The 17563-nt window shown below is 59.9% G+C and carries 18 protein-coding genes; 11 read left to right on the plus strand and 7 right to left on the minus strand.

Going from position 1 to position 17563, the window contains the following annotated elements:
- Window positions 1-25: 25 nt before the first annotated feature.
- From ribBA to glyA, 6 genes are all read right to left on the minus strand, one after another.
- Complete coding sequence (gene ribBA, locus BS300_RS09610; protein WP_005349508.1) at window positions 26-1135, minus strand: bifunctional 3,4-dihydroxy-2-butanone-4-phosphate synthase/GTP cyclohydrolase II; 1110 nt, start codon at window positions 1133-1135, stop codon at window positions 26-28.
- A gap of 147 nt (window positions 1136-1282) precedes the next feature.
- Window positions 1283-1936 carry a riboflavin synthase gene (locus tag BS300_RS09615; protein ID WP_083593458.1) on the minus strand — a complete coding sequence of 218 codons (654 nt, stop codon included), beginning with the start codon at window positions 1934-1936 and terminating at the stop codon, window positions 1283-1285.
- A gap of 55 nt (window positions 1937-1991) precedes the next feature.
- Window positions 1992-3101, minus strand: a complete 1110-nt coding sequence (ribD, locus tag BS300_RS09620) for a bifunctional diaminohydroxyphosphoribosylaminopyrimidine deaminase/5-amino-6-(5-phosphoribosylamino)uracil reductase RibD (protein ID WP_033114136.1) — start codon at window positions 3099-3101, stop codon at window positions 1992-1994.
- Between the two features lie 304 nt (window positions 3102-3405).
- Window positions 3406-3855 (minus strand): transcriptional regulator NrdR, encoded by a 450-nt coding sequence (gene nrdR / locus BS300_RS09625; RefSeq protein ID WP_033114135.1) that lies wholly within the window; start codon window positions 3853-3855, stop codon window positions 3406-3408.
- Window positions 3856-3992: 137 nt separating this feature from the next.
- Window positions 3993-4445, minus strand: a complete 453-nt coding sequence (locus BS300_RS09630; RefSeq protein ID WP_192849742.1) for a hypothetical protein — start codon at window positions 4443-4445, stop codon at window positions 3993-3995.
- 103 nt (window positions 4446-4548) lie between these two features.
- Window positions 4549-5802, minus strand: a complete 1254-nt coding sequence (glyA, locus tag BS300_RS09635; protein WP_040068624.1) for a serine hydroxymethyltransferase — start codon at window positions 5800-5802, stop codon at window positions 4549-4551.
- Window positions 5803-6126: 324 nt separating this feature from the next.
- Between glyA and BS300_RS09640 the strand changes: the two genes are divergently transcribed.
- From BS300_RS09640 to BS300_RS09660, 5 genes are all read left to right on the plus strand, one after another.
- Window positions 6127-6423, plus strand: coding sequence for a hypothetical protein (locus BS300_RS09640; RefSeq protein ID WP_071912380.1), 297 nt, complete (start codon window positions 6127-6129; stop codon window positions 6421-6423).
- Between the two features lie 27 nt (window positions 6424-6450).
- Complete coding sequence (locus BS300_RS09645) at window positions 6451-6849, plus strand: GFA family protein (protein WP_033114131.1); 399 nt, start codon at window positions 6451-6453, stop codon at window positions 6847-6849.
- Window positions 6850-6984: 135 nt separating this feature from the next.
- Window positions 6985-7650: a molecular chaperone TorD gene (gene torD, locus BS300_RS09650; RefSeq protein WP_071912381.1), complete on the plus strand. Its 666-nt coding sequence runs from the start codon at window positions 6985-6987 to the stop codon at window positions 7648-7650.
- 4 nt (window positions 7651-7654) lie between these two features.
- A complete protein-coding gene (locus BS300_RS09655; protein ID WP_071912383.1) occupies window positions 7655-8023 on the plus strand; it encodes a hypothetical protein in 369 nt (122 codons plus the stop codon).
- Window positions 8024-8171: 148 nt separating this feature from the next.
- Complete coding sequence (locus BS300_RS09660; protein WP_071912386.1) at window positions 8172-10616, plus strand: EAL domain-containing protein; 2445 nt, start codon at window positions 8172-8174, stop codon at window positions 10614-10616.
- Between the two features lie 57 nt (window positions 10617-10673).
- On the opposite strand, the gene BS300_RS09665 is transcribed toward BS300_RS09660, so the two are convergent.
- On the minus strand, window positions 10674-10952 hold the full coding sequence (locus tag BS300_RS09665; protein ID WP_043850100.1) for a hypothetical protein: 279 nt from the start codon (window positions 10950-10952) through the stop codon (window positions 10674-10676).
- Window positions 10953-11122: 170 nt separating this feature from the next.
- Here BS300_RS09665 and acs point away from each other — a divergent pair, with 170 nt between their 5' ends.
- The 6 genes from acs to panF all read left to right on the plus strand — a co-directional run bounded on the left by acs (window position 11123) and on the right by panF (window position 17524).
- Window positions 11123-13069, plus strand: a complete 1947-nt coding sequence (gene acs, locus BS300_RS09670) for an acetate--CoA ligase (RefSeq protein ID WP_043850099.1) — start codon at window positions 11123-11125, stop codon at window positions 13067-13069.
- 286 nt (window positions 13070-13355) lie between these two features.
- On the plus strand, window positions 13356-13805 hold the full coding sequence (gene aroQ / locus BS300_RS09675; RefSeq protein ID WP_041207949.1) for a type II 3-dehydroquinate dehydratase: 450 nt from the start codon (window positions 13356-13358) through the stop codon (window positions 13803-13805).
- A 36-nt stretch (window positions 13806-13841) separates the two neighbouring features.
- Window positions 13842-14300, plus strand: coding sequence for an acetyl-CoA carboxylase biotin carboxyl carrier protein (gene accB, locus BS300_RS09680; RefSeq protein ID WP_033114124.1), 459 nt, complete (start codon window positions 13842-13844; stop codon window positions 14298-14300).
- Window positions 14301-14315: 15 nt separating this feature from the next.
- A complete protein-coding gene (accC, locus tag BS300_RS09685; protein ID WP_033114123.1) occupies window positions 14316-15656 on the plus strand; it encodes an acetyl-CoA carboxylase biotin carboxylase subunit in 1341 nt (446 codons plus the stop codon).
- A gap of 163 nt (window positions 15657-15819) precedes the next feature.
- Window positions 15820-16083, plus strand: a complete 264-nt coding sequence (locus BS300_RS09690) for a DUF997 family protein (protein WP_043850098.1) — start codon at window positions 15820-15822, stop codon at window positions 16081-16083.
- Entirely contained in the window at window positions 16073-17524 is a 1452-nt protein-coding gene (panF, locus tag BS300_RS09695) for a sodium/pantothenate symporter (RefSeq protein ID WP_071912388.1), read from the plus strand. The genes BS300_RS09690 and panF overlap by 11 nt, the downstream gene beginning before the upstream one ends.
- The last annotated feature ends 39 nt before the right edge of the window (window positions 17525-17563 follow it).

The following is a 17563-nucleotide window of genomic DNA, read 5'->3' on the forward strand; positions in this document are numbered from 1 at the left end:
CCTCTGCAAGCCGAAGCTGTAGCGTTTATTCGCCTATGTATTCAACCACTTCCAGACCGAAACCGCCGAGGGCATGGTACTTCTTCGGCGAGCTCAACAGGCGCATCTTGCTCACGCCAAGGGCCTTGAGGATCTGGGAGCCAACACCAACCCGACGCGAAGTACCCTGCCACTTGGCACCTTCCGGTGCCAGCCCCTTGTCGGCGGCTTCAAAACCCTTGACCCGGGCCAGCAGCTCGGCGCCATGGGATTCCGCCCCCAAAATCACCAGCACGCCGCCCTCGTCGGCAATGCGGGCCATGGACTTGGGCAGTGGCCAGCTGCGGGCGGCGTGGCGATCGGTCAGCAGCAGATCGCTCAGCACGTCGTGCAGATGGACGCGAACCAGCGTCGGCTGATCGGCCTGTACCTCACCCTTTTTCAGGGCAAAGTGCACCTGATTGTCGATGGTGTCGCGGAAGGTGATGAGGTCAAACTCGCCAAACTCGGTGGGCAGCTTGCACTCGGCCACCTTCTCGACCGTGGTCTCGTGCTGGTTGCGGTACTCGATAAGGTCGGCGATGGTGCCGAGCTTGATGCCGTGCTCCTCGGCGAAGATCTCCAGGTCAGGACGGCGCGCCATGGTGCCATCTTCATTGAGGATCTCGACGATGACGGCGGCAGGCTCGAAACCGGCCAGACGGGCCAGATCGCAGCCGGCTTCAGTGTGGCCGGCACGGGTCAGCACGCCGCCATCCTGCGCCATCAGCGGGAAGATGTGGCCCGGCTGCACCAGATCAGCCGCCTTGGCATTGGCCGCCACAGCCGCCTGCACGGTCACTGCGCGATCAGCGGCGGAGATACCAGTGGTCACCCCTTCTGCCGCCTCGATGGAGACGGTGAAGGCGGTGGAGAACTGGGCATTGTTGCGATCCACCATCAGCGGCAGCGCCAATTGCTTGCAGCGATCCCGGGTCAGGGTCAGGCAGATGAGGCCACGGCCGTAGCGGGCCATGAAGTTGATATCCTCCGGACGGACACAGGAGGCGGCCATGATGAGGTCCCCTTCGTTCTCCCTGTCTTCGTCATCCATCAGGATCACCATCTTGCCAGCCTTGATGTCGGCAATGATTTCCTGGGTTGTGCTCAGCGCCATGGGCTACTCCATCTGTCTATTTGGGGATTGAGCCCGCAGGCTCAACGGGAATGCGAGATATGCTGCTCTAGATTGGGGCGCATGGCCCCATTTCAATCGGAGCGGGATCACAGAAAATCGTTTTGGTCGGGGCCAACACCCCGACCATCAGAGAAAACCGGCCTTGGCCAGCTTGTCCAGAGTCAGGGTGGAGGCGCTGCTCTCCTGACTCTTGCCCATCATCAATCGCTCCAGATAACGGGCGATCTGATCGACCTCGAGGTTGACCTTGTGACTCGGCTTCCAGCTGGCGATGGTGGTCTCCTGCGCGGTGTGGGGCACGATCGTCAGGCGGAACAGGTCGCCCTGTACCGCGTTGACGGTGAGGCTGATGCCATCCACCGCAATGGAACCTTTCTCGGCGATGTAGCGGGAGAGCTCGCCCGGCGCCTTGATCCAGTACTCGATGGCGCGGCCGCTGCTGGAGACGCTTTTCACCTCCCCTACCCCGTCCACGTGGCCGGAGACCAGATGGCCGCCGAGACGGGAGGTGGGCATCAGCGCCTTCTCGAGGTTGACCCGATCGCCCACTCTGGCGGCGGCAAAGCCGGTACGGGAGAGGGTTTCCAGCGACACATCGGCGGTATAGCTCTTGTCGCCCAGCGCCACGACGGTGAGGCAGACGCCGTTGGTTGCGATGGAGTCGCCCAGCTTGACGTCGCTAAAATCCAGGCCCGGGGCGTGCACGGTGAGGGCCATGTCCTCCCCCTGACGACGCAGTTCGGCCAGGGTCCCCACCGCTTCGATAATTCCGGTAAACATGCAGATCACCTTGCTGATGACGGGGGCAGCAGCTGCCCCCTTGAACATTGAAAGATCAGGCTATTTTGGCGGTAATGCGAATATCCGGCCCCACCATGCGCACATCCTTGATGGCGAGCTTGGGCGCCTGGAACAGCCGGGTCAGGCCGGGCAGATGGAACAGGCCGCGCCCCTCGTCGCCCATCAGTTTGGGCGCCTGATAGAGCACCAGCTCATCCACCAGCCCTTTTTCCAGCAGAGCGCCGCACAGCCGCGGCCCCGCCTCAACCAGCACCGAGTTGACGTTCTGCTTGGCCAGCAGCATGAAGAGGCTGACCAGATCCAGCTTGCCATCCAGCAGCGGCAGCTCCAGCTGCTGCACCCACGCGGGCCACTCGCCGGACGCCTTGTGACGGGCCAGCAGCACCGGGCTCTCGCTCTGGAACAGCGGCAAGTCGGGAGTGAGGCGGTTTTGCGAATCGACGATGACTCGCAGCGGCTGGCGCAGGGTCTCTTTGGGATAACTCGCCTTGACCGAGGGGGGCAGCTCGTCCCAGCGCACGGTCAGGGAGGCGCCATCGGCCAGCACGGTTTCGGCGCTGGAGAGCACCGCATCGTGGCGGGCCCGCAGTCGCTGCACGTCACGGCGCGCATCCGGGGAGGTGATCCACTGGCTCTCGCCGCTCGCCATGGCTGTGCGGCCATCGAGACTGGCCCCCAGCTTGACGGTCACCCGCGGGAAGGCGGTCCGCATCCGCTTGAAAAAGCCCGGGTTGAGCGCTTCGGCTTCGCTTGCCAGCAGGCCGAAATCGGTCTTGATGCCCGCTTCGGAGAGCATCCGCAGGCCGCGCCCACCCACCTGGGGATTGGGATCGACCATGGCCGCTACCACCCGGGCCACCCCGGCGTTGATCAGCGCCTCGGCGCAGGGGGGAGTACGACCGTGGTGAGAGCAGGGTTCGAGGGTCACATAGGCGGTGGCGCCACGGGCGTTGTCACCGGCGGCGCGCAGGGCGTAGACCTCGGCATGGGGCTCGCCCGCCTTCTGATGCCACCCTTCACCAACCACCACGCCATCTTTCACCAGCACGGCGCCGACGCAGGGGTTGGGGGCCGTAGTGTAACGGCCGCGGCGGGCCAGCTCGAGGGCCCGACTCATCCATTGGTAATCATCTTGACTAAACATCCGGGCTCCTGTTTCCAGCAACGTATCCCGCGTGGTGCAGCAATCTGATGAGTTGCGTTCTTTTATCTCTTGCCGCTCACCAGCTTATCGCCAACAACATCGGGCAGATCGGCCATGGCATTTCCCGCCATGACGGCAGGCGCCGACTCGCAGGTTGCGGTCGCACGCCCTCAAATTTTTTCACCAGCGAAACAATGCTCAGCCTGGATGTTTCACTGGCGTAACAGTCCACTTGCCAGCCGGCAGCCAGCGTGGCGGCACCGGCCGGTCATGCCCCCTCCGATCTGGGAGGGGTTCGCAGCCGTTACTTCTCCAGCTTGGCGATCTCTTCACCAAACTCGCGGATATCTTCAAAGCTGCGATAGACGGAGGCAAAGCGGATATAAGCCACCTTGTCCAATCCCTTGAGCTCGTCCATCACCAGATTGCCCACCAGCTGGGAGGCAACTTCCCGCTCGCCGGTGGCGCGCAGGCGTGACTTGATGTGGTTGACCGCCTTTTCGATGGCCTCCATGCTCACCGGACGCTTCTCCAGCGCCCGCAGGATACCGGCCCGCAGCTTGTCCTCGTTGAACGGCTCGCGCGAGCCGTTGGACTTGATGACGCGGGGCATCACCAGCTCGGCCATCTCGAAAGTAGTGAAACGCTCATGACAGAGCAGGCATTCGCGACGGCGGCGCACCTGATGGCCTTCGGCCACCAGACGGGAATCGATCACCTTGGTATCAACGGCACTACAGAAAGGGCAATGCATCTGACCTCCGGCGTTAACAAAACGGGGCACCCGCCAACAGCTGCGGGTGTTAGGTCGGCCAGTGTAGCACGGCCATCCAACCGCGGTAAAAAGCGCAAAAACGTGATTTTCCCAGTCGTTATCGCCAAGGAGGCGGCTCAGTCGTCATAAGGCAGGCTATCGGGATCACAATCCTGATAATCGGGAGCGGGATCGACCACAAACCGCACCGCATCGATATGGCTGTGGCCCAGCAGCAATGCCTTGCCGATCCTGTGCATGCCATCCATCACCCGACCGGCGCGGTCGAGAATGATCGGATAGGCGAGATCCGCCGCCATGATGAGCTGGCAGTGCTCGACCACGCTGCGCACCGTGGGACTGGCGCTGCCATGGCCATACCAGTGATCGCGATCGAGCTCGGCAATCTCGCTCAATGCCACGGCCTGCAGCGGCAGATCACGGCTCAGTCGTACCAGCCGCCGTACATCCCACGCCAGCAGCCCCTGCTCACTGGCACGGAAGTGATACTGGGCGCGGATTGCCAGCCGAAGCTGCGCCTCCAGCGCCTTGTCCCGCTCTGTGCAGGAGTATGCCTCTTCGCTCTGCATCTTCTCTTCGCGGTTCAATCTCATCCCTCCCCTGTTGCCCAACACCATAAAAAACAATGCCACCCGAGGGTGGCATTGGTCTCAAACCGGATGGTCTGACTTATCAGCCATAGACCGGGAAGCGGCGGCAGATATCCAGCACCTTCTCGCGTACGGTGGCCAGCACGGCATCGTTGTCGTGGTTGTCCAGTACGTCGCAGATCCAGTGGGTCAGCTCGATGGACTCGGCTTCCTTGAAACCGCGGCGGGTGATGGCCGGAGTACCGATCCGCACACCGGAGGTGACGAACGGGGAGCGCGGGTCGTTGGGCACGGAGTTCTTGTTGACGGTGATGTTGGCTTTGCCCAGCGCAGCGTCAGCATCCTTACCGGTCAGCTCGCGGCCGATCAGATCAACCAGCATCAGGTGGTTGTCGGTACCGCCGGAGACGATCTTGTAACCGCGCTCGATGAAGGTGGCAGCCATCGCCTTGGCGTTTTTCACGACCTGAGCCTGATAGGTCTTGAACTCCGGCTCCAGCGCCTCTTTGAAGGCAACGGCTTTGCCGGCGATGACGTGCATCAGCGGGCCACCCTGACCACCCGGGAAGACGGCGGAGTTGAGCTTCTTGTAGAGCTCCTCGTCGTCAGCGGCGGAGAGGATCAGACCACCGCGCGGACCAGCCAGGGTCTTGTGGGTGGTGGAGGTGACCACGTGCGCGTGGGGCACCGGGTTCGGGTAGACGCCAGCCGCGATGAGGCCTGCCACGTGAGCCATGTCAACAAACAGGTAGGCACCGACCTTGTCGGCGATTTCGCGCATGCGGGCCCAGTCAACGATGCCGGAGTAGGCGGAGAAGCCACCGATCATCATCTTCGGCTTGTGCTCGACAGCCTGACGCTCCATGTCGTCGTAGTCGATCTTGCCGGACTCATCGATACCGTAAGGAATGATGTTGTACAGCTTGCCGGAGAAGTTGACCGGAGAGCCGTGGGTCAGGTGACCGCCGTGGGCCAGGTTCATGCCCAGCACGGTGTCACCCGGCTGCAGCAGGGCCATGTAGACGGCGCTGTTGGCCTGGGAGCCGGAGTGCGGCTGCACGTTGGCGTAGGTGGCACCGAACAGCTCTTTGGCGCGCTCGATAGCCAGGGTTTCAACCACATCCACATACTCGCAACCACCGTAGTAACGCTTGGAGGGGTAACCTTCGGCGTACTTGTTGGTCAGCTGGGAGCCCTGGGCTTCCATGACACGGGGGCTGGTGTAGTTCTCGGACGCAATCAGCTCGATATGCTCTTCCTGACGACGGGTTTCGTCTGTGATGGCCTGCCACAATTGCGGATCATAATTGGCGATGGTCATGTCACGTTTCAACATCCGTTTCTCTCCTGAAAATCGTTTGCGCGATAGGTGAAGTGGGCCCGCGCATTGTAACGTGAGCTGGATCAAAGAGACAGTCCAACCACCTAAAAAAATGTTGAATTTATGTTATAAAAATCAGGAGCGCCTGCCCGCTCCGGCCTGCAATCGTGACTCAAAAAGTCTCATTCAACCCTGCTCTTTGACTGGGCAAAACCCGAAGGGGATCACAACGATCCCGTTAGCCTTCCGGTAACATCTTCATTCGAAACAAATTTCATCATGATGGAGCTGATTGCAGCCATGCATCCGAGGGGCTGCACCTAACCGGAGGAATTGAAGATGGACCATCTGCTCACCTTTCTGATCCTGGCGATCTTTTTTGTGTTTTACTGGGTCTACTACACCAGCCAGCGCAAGCATATCCCCACCAGCGCGTGGGAGGAGCTCCCGACCAGGATGGAGTATCTGGCGATCCACCCGGAGGCGGTCGATGGCGACATCATCTTCTGTCACCACTGCGGCCATCACGAATTGATGGAAGTGGGGCTGGTACATCTGGCAGATTATCGCCGCGAATGGGTCTGCGCCAAGTGCAAGCAGGTGCTCTTTCGCGATGACGATCCCCACTCTCTCTGATGTGCCAAATGGCACAAGGAACAGATAATGAAACAGTTACACGCCAGCTGCCTCTGTGGTGCCATCCACCTCACCCTGCCTGACCAGTTCGACTACATGGGCAACTGCCACTGCTCGGAGTGCCGCAAGTTTTCCGGCTCCGACTATGCCTCCGTCGGCGGACTGGATGGCAGCAAGGTCACCGTCACACAGGGCGAGGAGGCGCTGACACGCTACCGCAAATCGGCCGAAACCACCCTCGCCTTCTGCCGTAATTGCGGATCCAGCCTTTTTAGCGAAAAGCAGAGCAGCGGCAAGATCAACCTGCGGCTGGGGATCCTCGACGATGTGCCGACCCAGAGCCCCAACTTCCACATTTTTGTCGGCTCCAAAGCGCCCTGGCATCAGATTGGCGATGATTGTCCGCAGTTCGAGACCCGCCCCTGAACAGAACCGCCAGCCTGCACCCTCTGTGCCCGGCTGGCTGGAGTCACCGAAACCACCCCATGAAGTTTCCTTTATTTTTAAAGTCGTTAGAATCGGGGGCCATCAAGGCTCCCGATTGCCATCCACGGAGGAAAAATGCAGGACTTTATGGCTACCAGCGAACGCCGGGCCGAACTCTACTGGTGGTTCTCCACCCTGTTCGCCGCTGAACTCAGTGATGAGCAGATCGCCGAATATGACACCTATGATGTGCGAAGCTTCCTGAAAAGCCTCTCGACCCTGGATCCGATGCGCGAAGCCGTGGCCGAACTCAATGATGCCATCGCCCGCCTGCTGGTGCGCCCGGCTCGCCAACAGGAACTCGCCGCCGACTTCGCCGGGCTGTTTCTGGTGGATCCCAAGCAGGGTGCCCTGCCCTACGAGTCTCTCTACCGTGGCGAGGCCAAGTTGCTGATGCAAGCCCCGATGGCCGAGATGCAGGCCCGCCTCGATCGCCTCGGCATCAATGTCAGCGACAAATACAAAGTGCCTGCCGACCATCTCGCCATCGAGCTGGATCTGATGGGCAATCTCATCATCCGCGCGGCAGAAGCGAAGAGTGCAGCCGAGCGGGAAAACTGGCTCGACGAACAGGAAGAGCTGCTGCACGGCCACCTGCTGGGCTGGTTCGACAAGTTCGAGAGTGCCTGTCGCGCCGCCGACCAGTTTGGCTTTTACGGCGCCAGTGCCCGTCTGCTGGGGGTCTTCCTCAAGATGGATGCCAACTACCTGACTCTGGTCAAGCCGGCCCAGGCCAGCTAAGCCGATGAAAACAGCCCTGCTTCTCATTGCATGTTGGCTGTTGGCCCTGATCCCGCAGGATCAGGGCATTACCCCTCTCGTGGCCCTGCTGTTCAATCCAGATCGCGAGCTCTACGGTACTGCCCAGCTCACCGGCTTTGCCGGCATCCTGCTGACCCTCTACCTCTCCAACCTCGGCGTCGAAGTGGTGCTGCGCCGCCGCTTCCAGATCGCTGGCATGCTGGCCCTGCAGGCCGCCTGGATTGACTTCATCCAGAGCAGCGGCAGCAGTGCCCACTGGCTGCAACTCTATGCGCTGGCCCTGCCCTTCCACCTGCTAGGCTGGCTGGTGTTTGTGCGCGGCGTTCAGGCCTTTGGCCGCCAGAAGGGATAAACCTTTTTCTTTCAATAACCTGCCTCTATTTCTATCAATCCCCTTGCTCGTTGTATGGCTGTAACTATCTCGCCTGGCTCCCCGTCAGAGAGTTCGTGCCATACTCAAAGACGATCTTAATGACGGATAAGTCAATGCCGGGGCCATCATGGACAGAAAACCTCTCAGCAACGATACCGATGCTCTCATGACACAGCTCTCCGATCACTCGGTACTGGAGCAGCTCATGGGCACTGCACCGCTGGGCATCGGCGTGTTCGATCGGGAGTTTCGCTATCGCAAGGTCAATCAGGTGCTGGCTGACATCAATGGCAAAACCATCGAGGAGCATCAGGGCAAACACCTGCGGGAGGTTGTTCCGAAACTGGCACCGACTCTGGAACCCATGTTTCAGCAGATCATGCGCAGCGGCATTCCCTACGTCGATATCGCCATTACCGGCCAGACTGCAGCTCACGACAGCAACTATCGTCGCTGGCAGGCCACTTACAGCCCGATGCGCGATGAGCAAGGAGAGCTGAGCGGCATTCTCGCCATTGTGCGTGACATCACCGAGCAGTATGAAACCGAGCAGCGGCTGCAACTGGCGATGCGAGCAGCCCAGATAGGAGTGTGGGAGTGGCATGTAGAGGAAGATCGCATGCTGTTCGACGGTCAGATAGAGCCTCTGCTCGGTATTCCGGCCAACCGCTTTCGCGGGGGTTTGCAGACATTTGTCGACTGTTTTGAACCGGAATCTGCGCGCCAGCTCAAGTCGGCCCTGCTGGGGCGGGAGCCCATCCACCTCACTCTGAGTTATCTAACCCCTCTGCAGGAGCGTCACTGGGTCGATATTCATGCCGACCATGTGCCCGCCACCGAGTCGGTCGGTCAGCGAGTAATGGGCGTGATCCACAATGCCACTGCCCGTCGTCGCCAGGAGGAGCGGCTTCATCAGGCCAACGTGGTGTTCGATACCACGGCTGAGGGGATCATCATCCTCGACAGCGAACAGCGTATCATCTCGGTCAACCCGGCCTTTACCATGCTGACCCAGTATGATGCCGAGGAAGTGACGGGACGAACGCCAGACATCATCATGCACCCAAGGCGCTACATGGAGCATGACTATCCCTGGCATAACCTGCGTCCCGGCAACCACGCCTGGCATGGCGAGATGGTCTGCCTGCGCAAGGATGGCAGCTACTTCTCCTCCTGGCAGCAGATCAGCGCCGTCTACGACAGTTTCAACAACACGACGCATTATGTGATTGCCCTCTCCGACATCAGTGCTATCCGCAAGGTAGAGGCCGAACTGAACCACCTTGCCTATCACGATACGCTGACCGAACTTGGCAACCGCCATCTGCTGCAAGAGCGGCTGGCCCTTGAACTCAAAACAGCGCAACTCAATCACACTCGCCTCGGGCTGCTTTTCATCGATCTTGATGGCTTCAAGCTGATAAACGATAGCTTGGGCCATGGGGTCGGCGATCAACTGCTCAAGCGGCTGGCCGAACGGATCAATGGCTGCCTTCAGCAAAACGATCTGGCGACCCGACTGGGGGGTGATGAATTTCTGGTGCTCATTCCCTATCTGGAACATCCCGACGAGCTGTCTGCTCTGGCCAATACGCTGCTCGCCGTGCTGCGCGAGCCGGTAGAGCTGGATCATGAACTGGTCGCCATTTCAGCCAGTATCGGCATTGCCATGTATCCGGATCATGCCGAAACCCCGGAAAATCTGGTCAGCGCGGCAGACAGCGCCATGTATGAAGCCAAAAGCCAGGGGCGCAACGGTTATCAGTTTTACACCCCGAGCATGGCGGCGCGGGCCCGTGAACGGATGCAGATTGAACAGGGGTTGCTCAAAGCGATGGAGCTGGAACAGCTCTGTATCTTCTATCAACCCATGACCGATCTGAACGATGGTCACCTGAGTGGTCTGGAGGCCCTGCTACGCTGGCAACACCCGAATGAAGGGATGATCAACCCGGCCCGTTTTATTCCGGTTGCAGAGGAGTGCGGCCTCATCGAAAAAATTGGCGAGTGGGTGATGCGCCATGCCTGCGAGCAAGGCCAGGCTTGGCTGGCCGCCGGCCTGCCAGTCCCCCGGATGTCGGTCAACGTATCAGTGCGGGAGATGCGCTCTCCCGGCTATGTGGAGCGGGTAGCGGCAATTCTGAGCGAAACGGGATTTCCGCCACAGCGGCTGGAGATCGAGGTAACAGAGAGCATTATCCAGCGGGTCGAACAGAGTCTGGATCTCTTCACCCGCCTGAAAAGCCTCGGCGTGCAGATTGCCATCGACGACTTTGGTACGGGCTTCTCGTCACTGAGTTTGCTGAAAACCCTGCCCATCGATCGCATCAAGATCGACCGGGCTTTCGTACAGGCCTTGCCGGAGGACAAAAATAGCCGGGAACTCTGCCGCACCATCATCAATCTGGCCGACAGCCTGGATATGGAGGTCACCGCCGAGGGGATCGAGACGCGGGCCCAGTATACCTTCCTGCAATCACTCAACTGCGGCGAGGGACAGGGCTATCTGTTCAGCAAACCGCTGCACGTCAACCATATGGGTGATCACCTGCATCAGCGCATGCACTCATAGTGGCAGACAGTCATTATCACCAACCGGGAGGCATCCGCCTCCTGGCTGCCAACCGGATTACCACTCAATCTGCAAGCGGGACTCCCAACCATCATCACGGTCATTGAGCATGCGTGTCAGCGGTGATTCGCCAGCATAACGGGGGGCAGGTTCACTGAAGGTGAGTCTGGTGCCGGGATCTTTGGCCTGCCATGCATGACCAAGCTGATCGGCCACCCGATCCCGCAGCGCAGGTGAAGCCTCCTGATGGGTGATCTCGAACTCTTTCAGTGGTTCGCCAGCAGGAACTGGCGCATCAAACTGCCAGAGGGATGCACAGAGCAACAGGGAAAACATGACGACCTCCAATTAATCAACCAGCCCCTTTTTACCGACGCGTCGATTAATTGTCATCGACTTCCCTGTAACCAAATATTGCCGTCTATCCAAAAGTCTAATTGCCCCCACCCGCCAAAGGTATAAGTTGTTACTTAATCATTAAAAGAATGTATTCAAAGGAGTGAGTGATGAGCGAGAGCAAGGTCTACCCGGTCAAACCCCATATCAGCAACAGTGCCCTGCTCGACAAGGGCGACTACGCCGCCATGTATCAGGCCTCCGTCGAGGATCCCGATACCTTCTGGGGTGAACAGGGCAAAATCCTCGACTGGATAAAACCCTACACCAGGGTCAAAAACACCTCCTACGATCCGGGCCATGTCTCCATCAAATGGTTTGAAGATGGCCAGCTCAACGTCTCCGCCAACTGCCTCGATCGCCACTTGGCAGAGCGTGGCGACAAGGTCGCCATCATCTGGGAAGGGGACAATCCGGCCGAAGATCGCAAACTCACCTACCGCGAGCTGCACGCCGAAGTGTGCAAGTTTGCCAACGTCTTGAAAGCCCAAGGGGTCCATCGCGGTGACGTGGTCTGCCTCTATATGCCCATGGTGCCCGAGGCCGCCATCGCCATGCTGGCCTGTACCCGCATCGGCGCGGTACACAGCATCGTCTTTGGCGGCTTCTCGCCGGAAGCGCTGGCCGGCCGCATCATCGACTCCGGCTCCCGCATCGTCATCACCGCTGACGAGGGGCTGCGCGGTGGTCGCGCCGTGCCGCTCAAAAAAAATGTGGACGAAGCGCTTACCAACCCGGATACCCAGGTCAGCAAGGTGATCGTGCTCAAGCGCACCGGTGGCAATGTTGCCTGGCACAACCATCGCGATGTGTGGTGGCACGAAGCGACCGCCGCCGTCAGCAGTGACTGCCCGCCGGAGGCGATGAACGCCGAAGATCCGCTCTTTATCCTCTATACCTCCGGCTCAACCGGCAAACCCAAGGGGGTGCTGCATACCACCGGCGGTTATCTGGTCTATGCCACTCTCACCTTCAAATATGTGTTCGACTATCACGAAGAGGACATCTACTGGTGTACCGCCGATGTGGGCTGGGTCACCGGTCACTCCTATCTGGTCTACGGGCCGCTTGCCAACGGTGCCACCACCATCATGTTCGAAGGGGTGCCCAACTACCCGGCGACCAACCGCATGAGTCAGGTGGTGGACAAACACCAGGTTACCATTCTCTATACTGCCCCGACCGCCATCCGCGCCCTGATGGCCAAAGGCACCGAGGCCGTGACCGGCACCTCGCGCCAGAGCCTGCGCATCATGGGCTCGGTAGGTGAGCCCATCAACCCGGAAGCCTGGGAGTGGTACTACCGCACCATAGGCGATGAGCGCTGCCCCATCGTCGATACCTGGTGGCAGACCGAAACCGGCGGCATCCTGATCACCCCGCTACCCGGTGTGACCGACCTCAAGCCGGGTTCAGCCACCAAGCCATTCTTCGGCGTACAGCCGGCGCTGCTCGACAATATGGGCGAGCCGCTGGAAGGAGCCACCGAGGGCAATCTGGTGATCACCGACTCCTGGCCGGGTCAGATGCGCACCGTGTTCGGTGATCACGAGCGCTTCGAGCAGACCTACTTCTCCACCTTCCCCGGCCGCTACTTCACTGGCGACGGTGCCCGTCGCGATGCCGATGGCTACTACTGGATCACCGGACGGGTGGATGATGTACTGAACGTCTCCGGCCATCGCATGGGTACCGCCGAAATCGAATCGGCGCTGGTTGCCCATCCCAAGATCGCCGAAGCGGCGGTGGTGGGGGTGCCGCACGAGATCAAGGGTCAGGGTATCTATGCCTATGTCACCCTGATTGCCGGCGAGGAGCCGAGCCGCGAGCTGCATAAAGAGGTAAAGGAGTGGGTACGCAAGGAGATCGGCGCCATCGCTACCCCGGACGTGATCCACTGGGCCGAGGGGCTGCCAAAAACCCGTTCCGGCAAGATCATGCGGCGAATCCTGCGCAAGATCGCCACCGGCGAGACCGACAGTCTGGGGGATATCTCCACCTTGGCGGATCCGGGAGTGGTGGACAAGCTGATCCGCGAGAAGTCGGAAGCGGCCTGATCCCTCTGCCAACTCACTTGCAAAGCCGGCCTTGTGCCGGCTTTGTTGTTTTCGGAACTGTGCAAACAGCCTGCATCACCGGAACCTCGCTCCCGGCGCGAGAAAGCTCAATAAATAGGCAGATGTAGAGATTAGACCAGTAAAATGCTGCTAATTTTCACGAAATCAATATAATTGCGAAATCTGTGTGCCAGGGCACACCGATTTGCGCAGAAAATGGCTAGATTTCTGGTAGTCCACAAGATAGCTGATAGATAGCAGCATTATCATCGAGGATGTACTCAATATGTCGCAAAATCACCGCATTCTCCTGCTCAACGGACCGAATCTGAATCTGCTGGGCAAGCGGGAACCGGGTATCTACGGCAGCAAGACGCTTGATGAGATCGTCGCCGATCTGACGCTCAACGCCAGCGAACTCGGTGTAACTCTGGAACATCTGCAATCCAACGCCGAACACGAATTGATCAGCCGCATCCATCAGGCCATGGGCCAGGTGGATTTTATCATCATCAATCCGGCCGCCTTCACCCACACCAGCGTCGCCATCCGCGATGCACTGCTGGGTGTCGCCATCCCCTTTATCGAAGTGCACCTGTCAAACGTCCATGCCAGGGAGCCGTTCCGTCATCACTCCTATCTGTCTGATGTCGCCAAAGGGGTCATTTGTGGTCTGGGGGCCGATGGCTACCAATTCGCTTTAACCGCGGCCGTGCGCCATCTGCGCGCGGCTTGATAATCACTGATCAGATAAAGAAGAAAGAGAATGCTAATGGATATCCGCAAAATCAAGAAGCTGATTGAACTGGTTGAAGAGTCCGGCATCGCCGAACTGGAGATCTCCGAAGGTGAAGAGTCCGTTCGCATCAGCCGCAACTTCGCAGGTCAGGTTACTGCCGCACCGCAGATGATCATGCCGCAGGCTGCTGCTCCGGTTGCCGCCCCTGTTGCTGCTGCTCCGGCTGCCGCTGCACCGGCCGCAGATGCCACCCCGAGCGGTCACCTGATGCGCTCCCCGATGGTCGGCTCCTTCTACCGCTCCTCCAGCCCGGATGCCAAGCCGTTCGCGGAAGTGGGTCAGCAAGTCAATGTCGGCGACACCCTGTGCATCGTCGAAGCCATGAAAATGATGAACCAAATCGAGTCTGACAAGGCCGGTGTGATCAAAGCGATCCTGGTTGAAAATGGTCAGGCCGTCGAATTCGACGAGCCGCTGTTCATCATCGAATAAGGGATATCGCCACCCATGTTGGATAAAGTAGTCATCGCCAACCGCGGTGAAATTGCCCTGCGGATCCTGCGCGCCTGTAAAGAGCTCGGGATCAAGACAGTGGCCGTTCACTCCACCGCCGACCGGGAGCTCATCCATGTGCTGCTGGCCGACGAATCCATCTGTATCGGCAAGCCGGCCAGTACTGACTCCTACCTCAACGTGCCGGCGATCATCGCTGCGGCCGAGGTAACCGGTGCCGTTGCCATCCACCCGGGTTACGGCTTCCTCTCCGAGAACGCCGACTTCGCCGACATGGTCGAGAAGTCCGGTTTCGTCTTCATCGGCCCGCGCGCCGAGACCATTCGCCTGATGGGTGACAAGGTCTCCGCCATCGAGGCGATGAAGAAGGCTGGTGTACCTTGCGTACCGGGCTCTGACGGCCCCGTCGACAACGACGCCAAACGCAATGCAGCCATTGCCAAGCGCATCGGCTATCCGGTGATCATCAAGGCCGCCGGTGGCGGTGGTGGTCGCGGCATGCGCGTAGTACGCAACGAAGCGGAACTGGCGGGCGCCATCGCGCTGACCAAATCCGAAGCGGGCCAGTTCTTCAAAAACGACATGGTCTACATGGAGAAGTACCTGGAGAATCCGCGCCACATCGAGATCCAGGTGCTGGCTGACGGTCAGGGCAATGCCATCTATCTGGGTGAGCGCGACTGCTCCATGCAGCGACGTCACCAGAAAGTGGTGGAAGAGGCACCGGCTCCGGGCATCACCGCCGAGATGCGCAAGTTCATCGGCGAGCGCTGCGTACGCGCCTGTATCGAGATCGGTTACCGCGGTGCGGGCACCTTCGAGTTCCTCTACGAAAACGGCGAGTTCTACTTCATCGAGATGAACACCCGTATCCAGGTGGAGCATCCGGTGACCGAGATGGTCACTGGTGTCGATCTGATCAAGGAGCAGCTGCGCATCGCCGCTGGCCAGCCCCTGTCGATCACCCAGCAGGATATCCGCATCCATGGCCACGCCATCGAGTGCCGGATCAACGCCGAAGACCCGGCTACTTTCATGCCCTCTCCGGGCCTGATCAAGAGTTTCCACGTTCCGGGTGGTCTGGGCGTGCGTTGGGACTCCCACATCTATGCCGGCTACAAGGTTCCGCCCCACTACGATTCGATGATCGGCAAGCTGATCTGCTACGGCGAGAATCGTGACATCGCCATCGCCCGCATGCGCCATGCGCTGGACGAACTGGTGGTCGAGGGCATCAAGACCAACGTGCCGCTGCAAAAAGAGATCATGAAAGACGAAAACTTCCAGCACGGTGGTACCAATATCCACTACCTGCACAAGAAGCTGGGTCTGTAAAATCTCGCAGGCAGAACAATCACTTCCGGCCGGATAGCAGCCCGCTGCTTATCCGCAATCCAGCCGGGAGGCGGCTTCGCAAGAAGCCTCTGCTGAAAAAGGGCCATGGCGACATGGCCCTTTTTTGTTATCCTTGCGCCCCTCAAATTTGTCGGAGGCCAAGGTGAACCGTTTCGCTCTCGCCCGCCGGGAAGCCGCTTTTTGTCTGCTGCTGACCCTGCTCTACTTCTTTGCCTGGTATGGCACCGCCTATTTCATCCCAGTCCATCTGGAGCTGTGGGACATCCCGCTCTGGTTCCTGCTCAGCTGCATGGTGATGCCACTCATCTTCATCATCCTCTGCGCCCTGATGGTCAATCGCCTCTTCGTGGATATCCCGCTCGATACCCACGCCAGCCCGCAGAAGGAGCCCACCCGTGAATCTTGAGTTGATGCTGCCGCTCTTCATCTATCTGGTGCTGGTGCTGGGGGTCGGTTTCTGGGCCAGCCGCCACCGCGCCGGCGGCAACTTCGTGCAGGAGTACTTCATCGGCAACCGCAGCATGGGTGGGCTGGTGCTGGCGATGACCCTGGTGGCGACCTACACCTCGGCTTCCTCGTTCATCGGCGGGCCGGGCGCGGCCTACAAGATTGGCCTGGGCTGGGTGTTGCTGGCGATGATCCAGCTGCCCACCGTCTGGCTGACTCTGGGGGTATTGGGCAAGAAGTTCGCCATCATCGCCCGCCGGGTCAATGCGGTGACCATCAACGACATGCTGTGGGCCCGCTACCAGAGCAAGGCGGTGGTGGTGCTAGGCTCGGTCACCATCATCCTCGCCTTTATCGCCACTATGGTGGTGCAGTTTATCGGTGGCGCCCGTCTGCTGGAGACCGCCACCGGTCTCTCCTACCAGCAGGGGCTGATGCTGTTTGCCAGCTGCGTGCTGCTCTACACCATCATCGGCGGTTTTCGCGCCGTGGTGATGACCGATGCCCTGCAGGGGATCATCATGCTGATCGGCACCGGTGCGCTGCTGGCGGGGATTCTGGTCGCTGGTGATGGTCTGCCAAACCTTATCCACCAGCTCAAGGTGATCGATCCCAAGCTGGTGAGCCCGCAGGGGGCCGGCGACATGCTGACCCAGCCCTTCATGCTGAGTTTCTGGATCCTGGTCTGTGTCGGGGTAGTAGGGCTGCCCCACTCGGCGCTGCGCTGCTTTGGCTATCGCGACAGCAAGGCGCTCCATCGCGGCATCCTGATCGGTACCGTAGTGAGCGCCCTGCTGATGTTCGGCATGCATCTGGCCGGCGCTCTGGGGCGCGCCATCCTGCCCGGCATGGACAGTCCGGACAAAATCATGCCGTCACTGATGATGGAAGTACTCCCCCCCTGGCTGGCCGGGGTCTTTCTGGCGGCGCCGATGGCGGCCATCATGTCTACCATCGACTCCCAGCTGATCCAGGCCTCCGCCACTCTGGTGAAGGATCTCTACCTCAACTATCTCAATCCGAAACAGGAGAAGCTGGAGGTGCGCATTCCGCGCCTCTCCCTGCTCTGTACCCTGATCCTCGGCACCCTGGTGCTGCTCGCGGCACTGCAACCGCCCGAGATGATCATCTGGCTCAACCTGCTCGCCTTCGGTGGCCTGCAGGCGGTGTTCCTCTGGCCGCTGGTGCTCGGCCTCTACTGGTCGCGGGCCAACGGCCCCGGCGCACTGGCCAGCATGGTCAGCGGCATCGTCAGCTATGGAGTTCTGAGTCAGTGGGAGATCAAGCTGGCCGGCCTGCACGCCATCGTGCCGAGCCTTGCGCTGGCACTGGTGATTTTCGTGGTGGTCAGCCTGTTCACAGCCGCCCCCACGCGGGAAGTTCGGGCCCTTTTCGAGTAGCAATAACAAAAAGATAAATAAAGGGTTCCAAAACTATCC

This window comes from Aeromonas sp. SCS5 (assembly GCF_001887375.1).
GTDB lineage: Bacteria > Pseudomonadota > Gammaproteobacteria > Enterobacterales > Aeromonadaceae > Aeromonas > Aeromonas jandaei.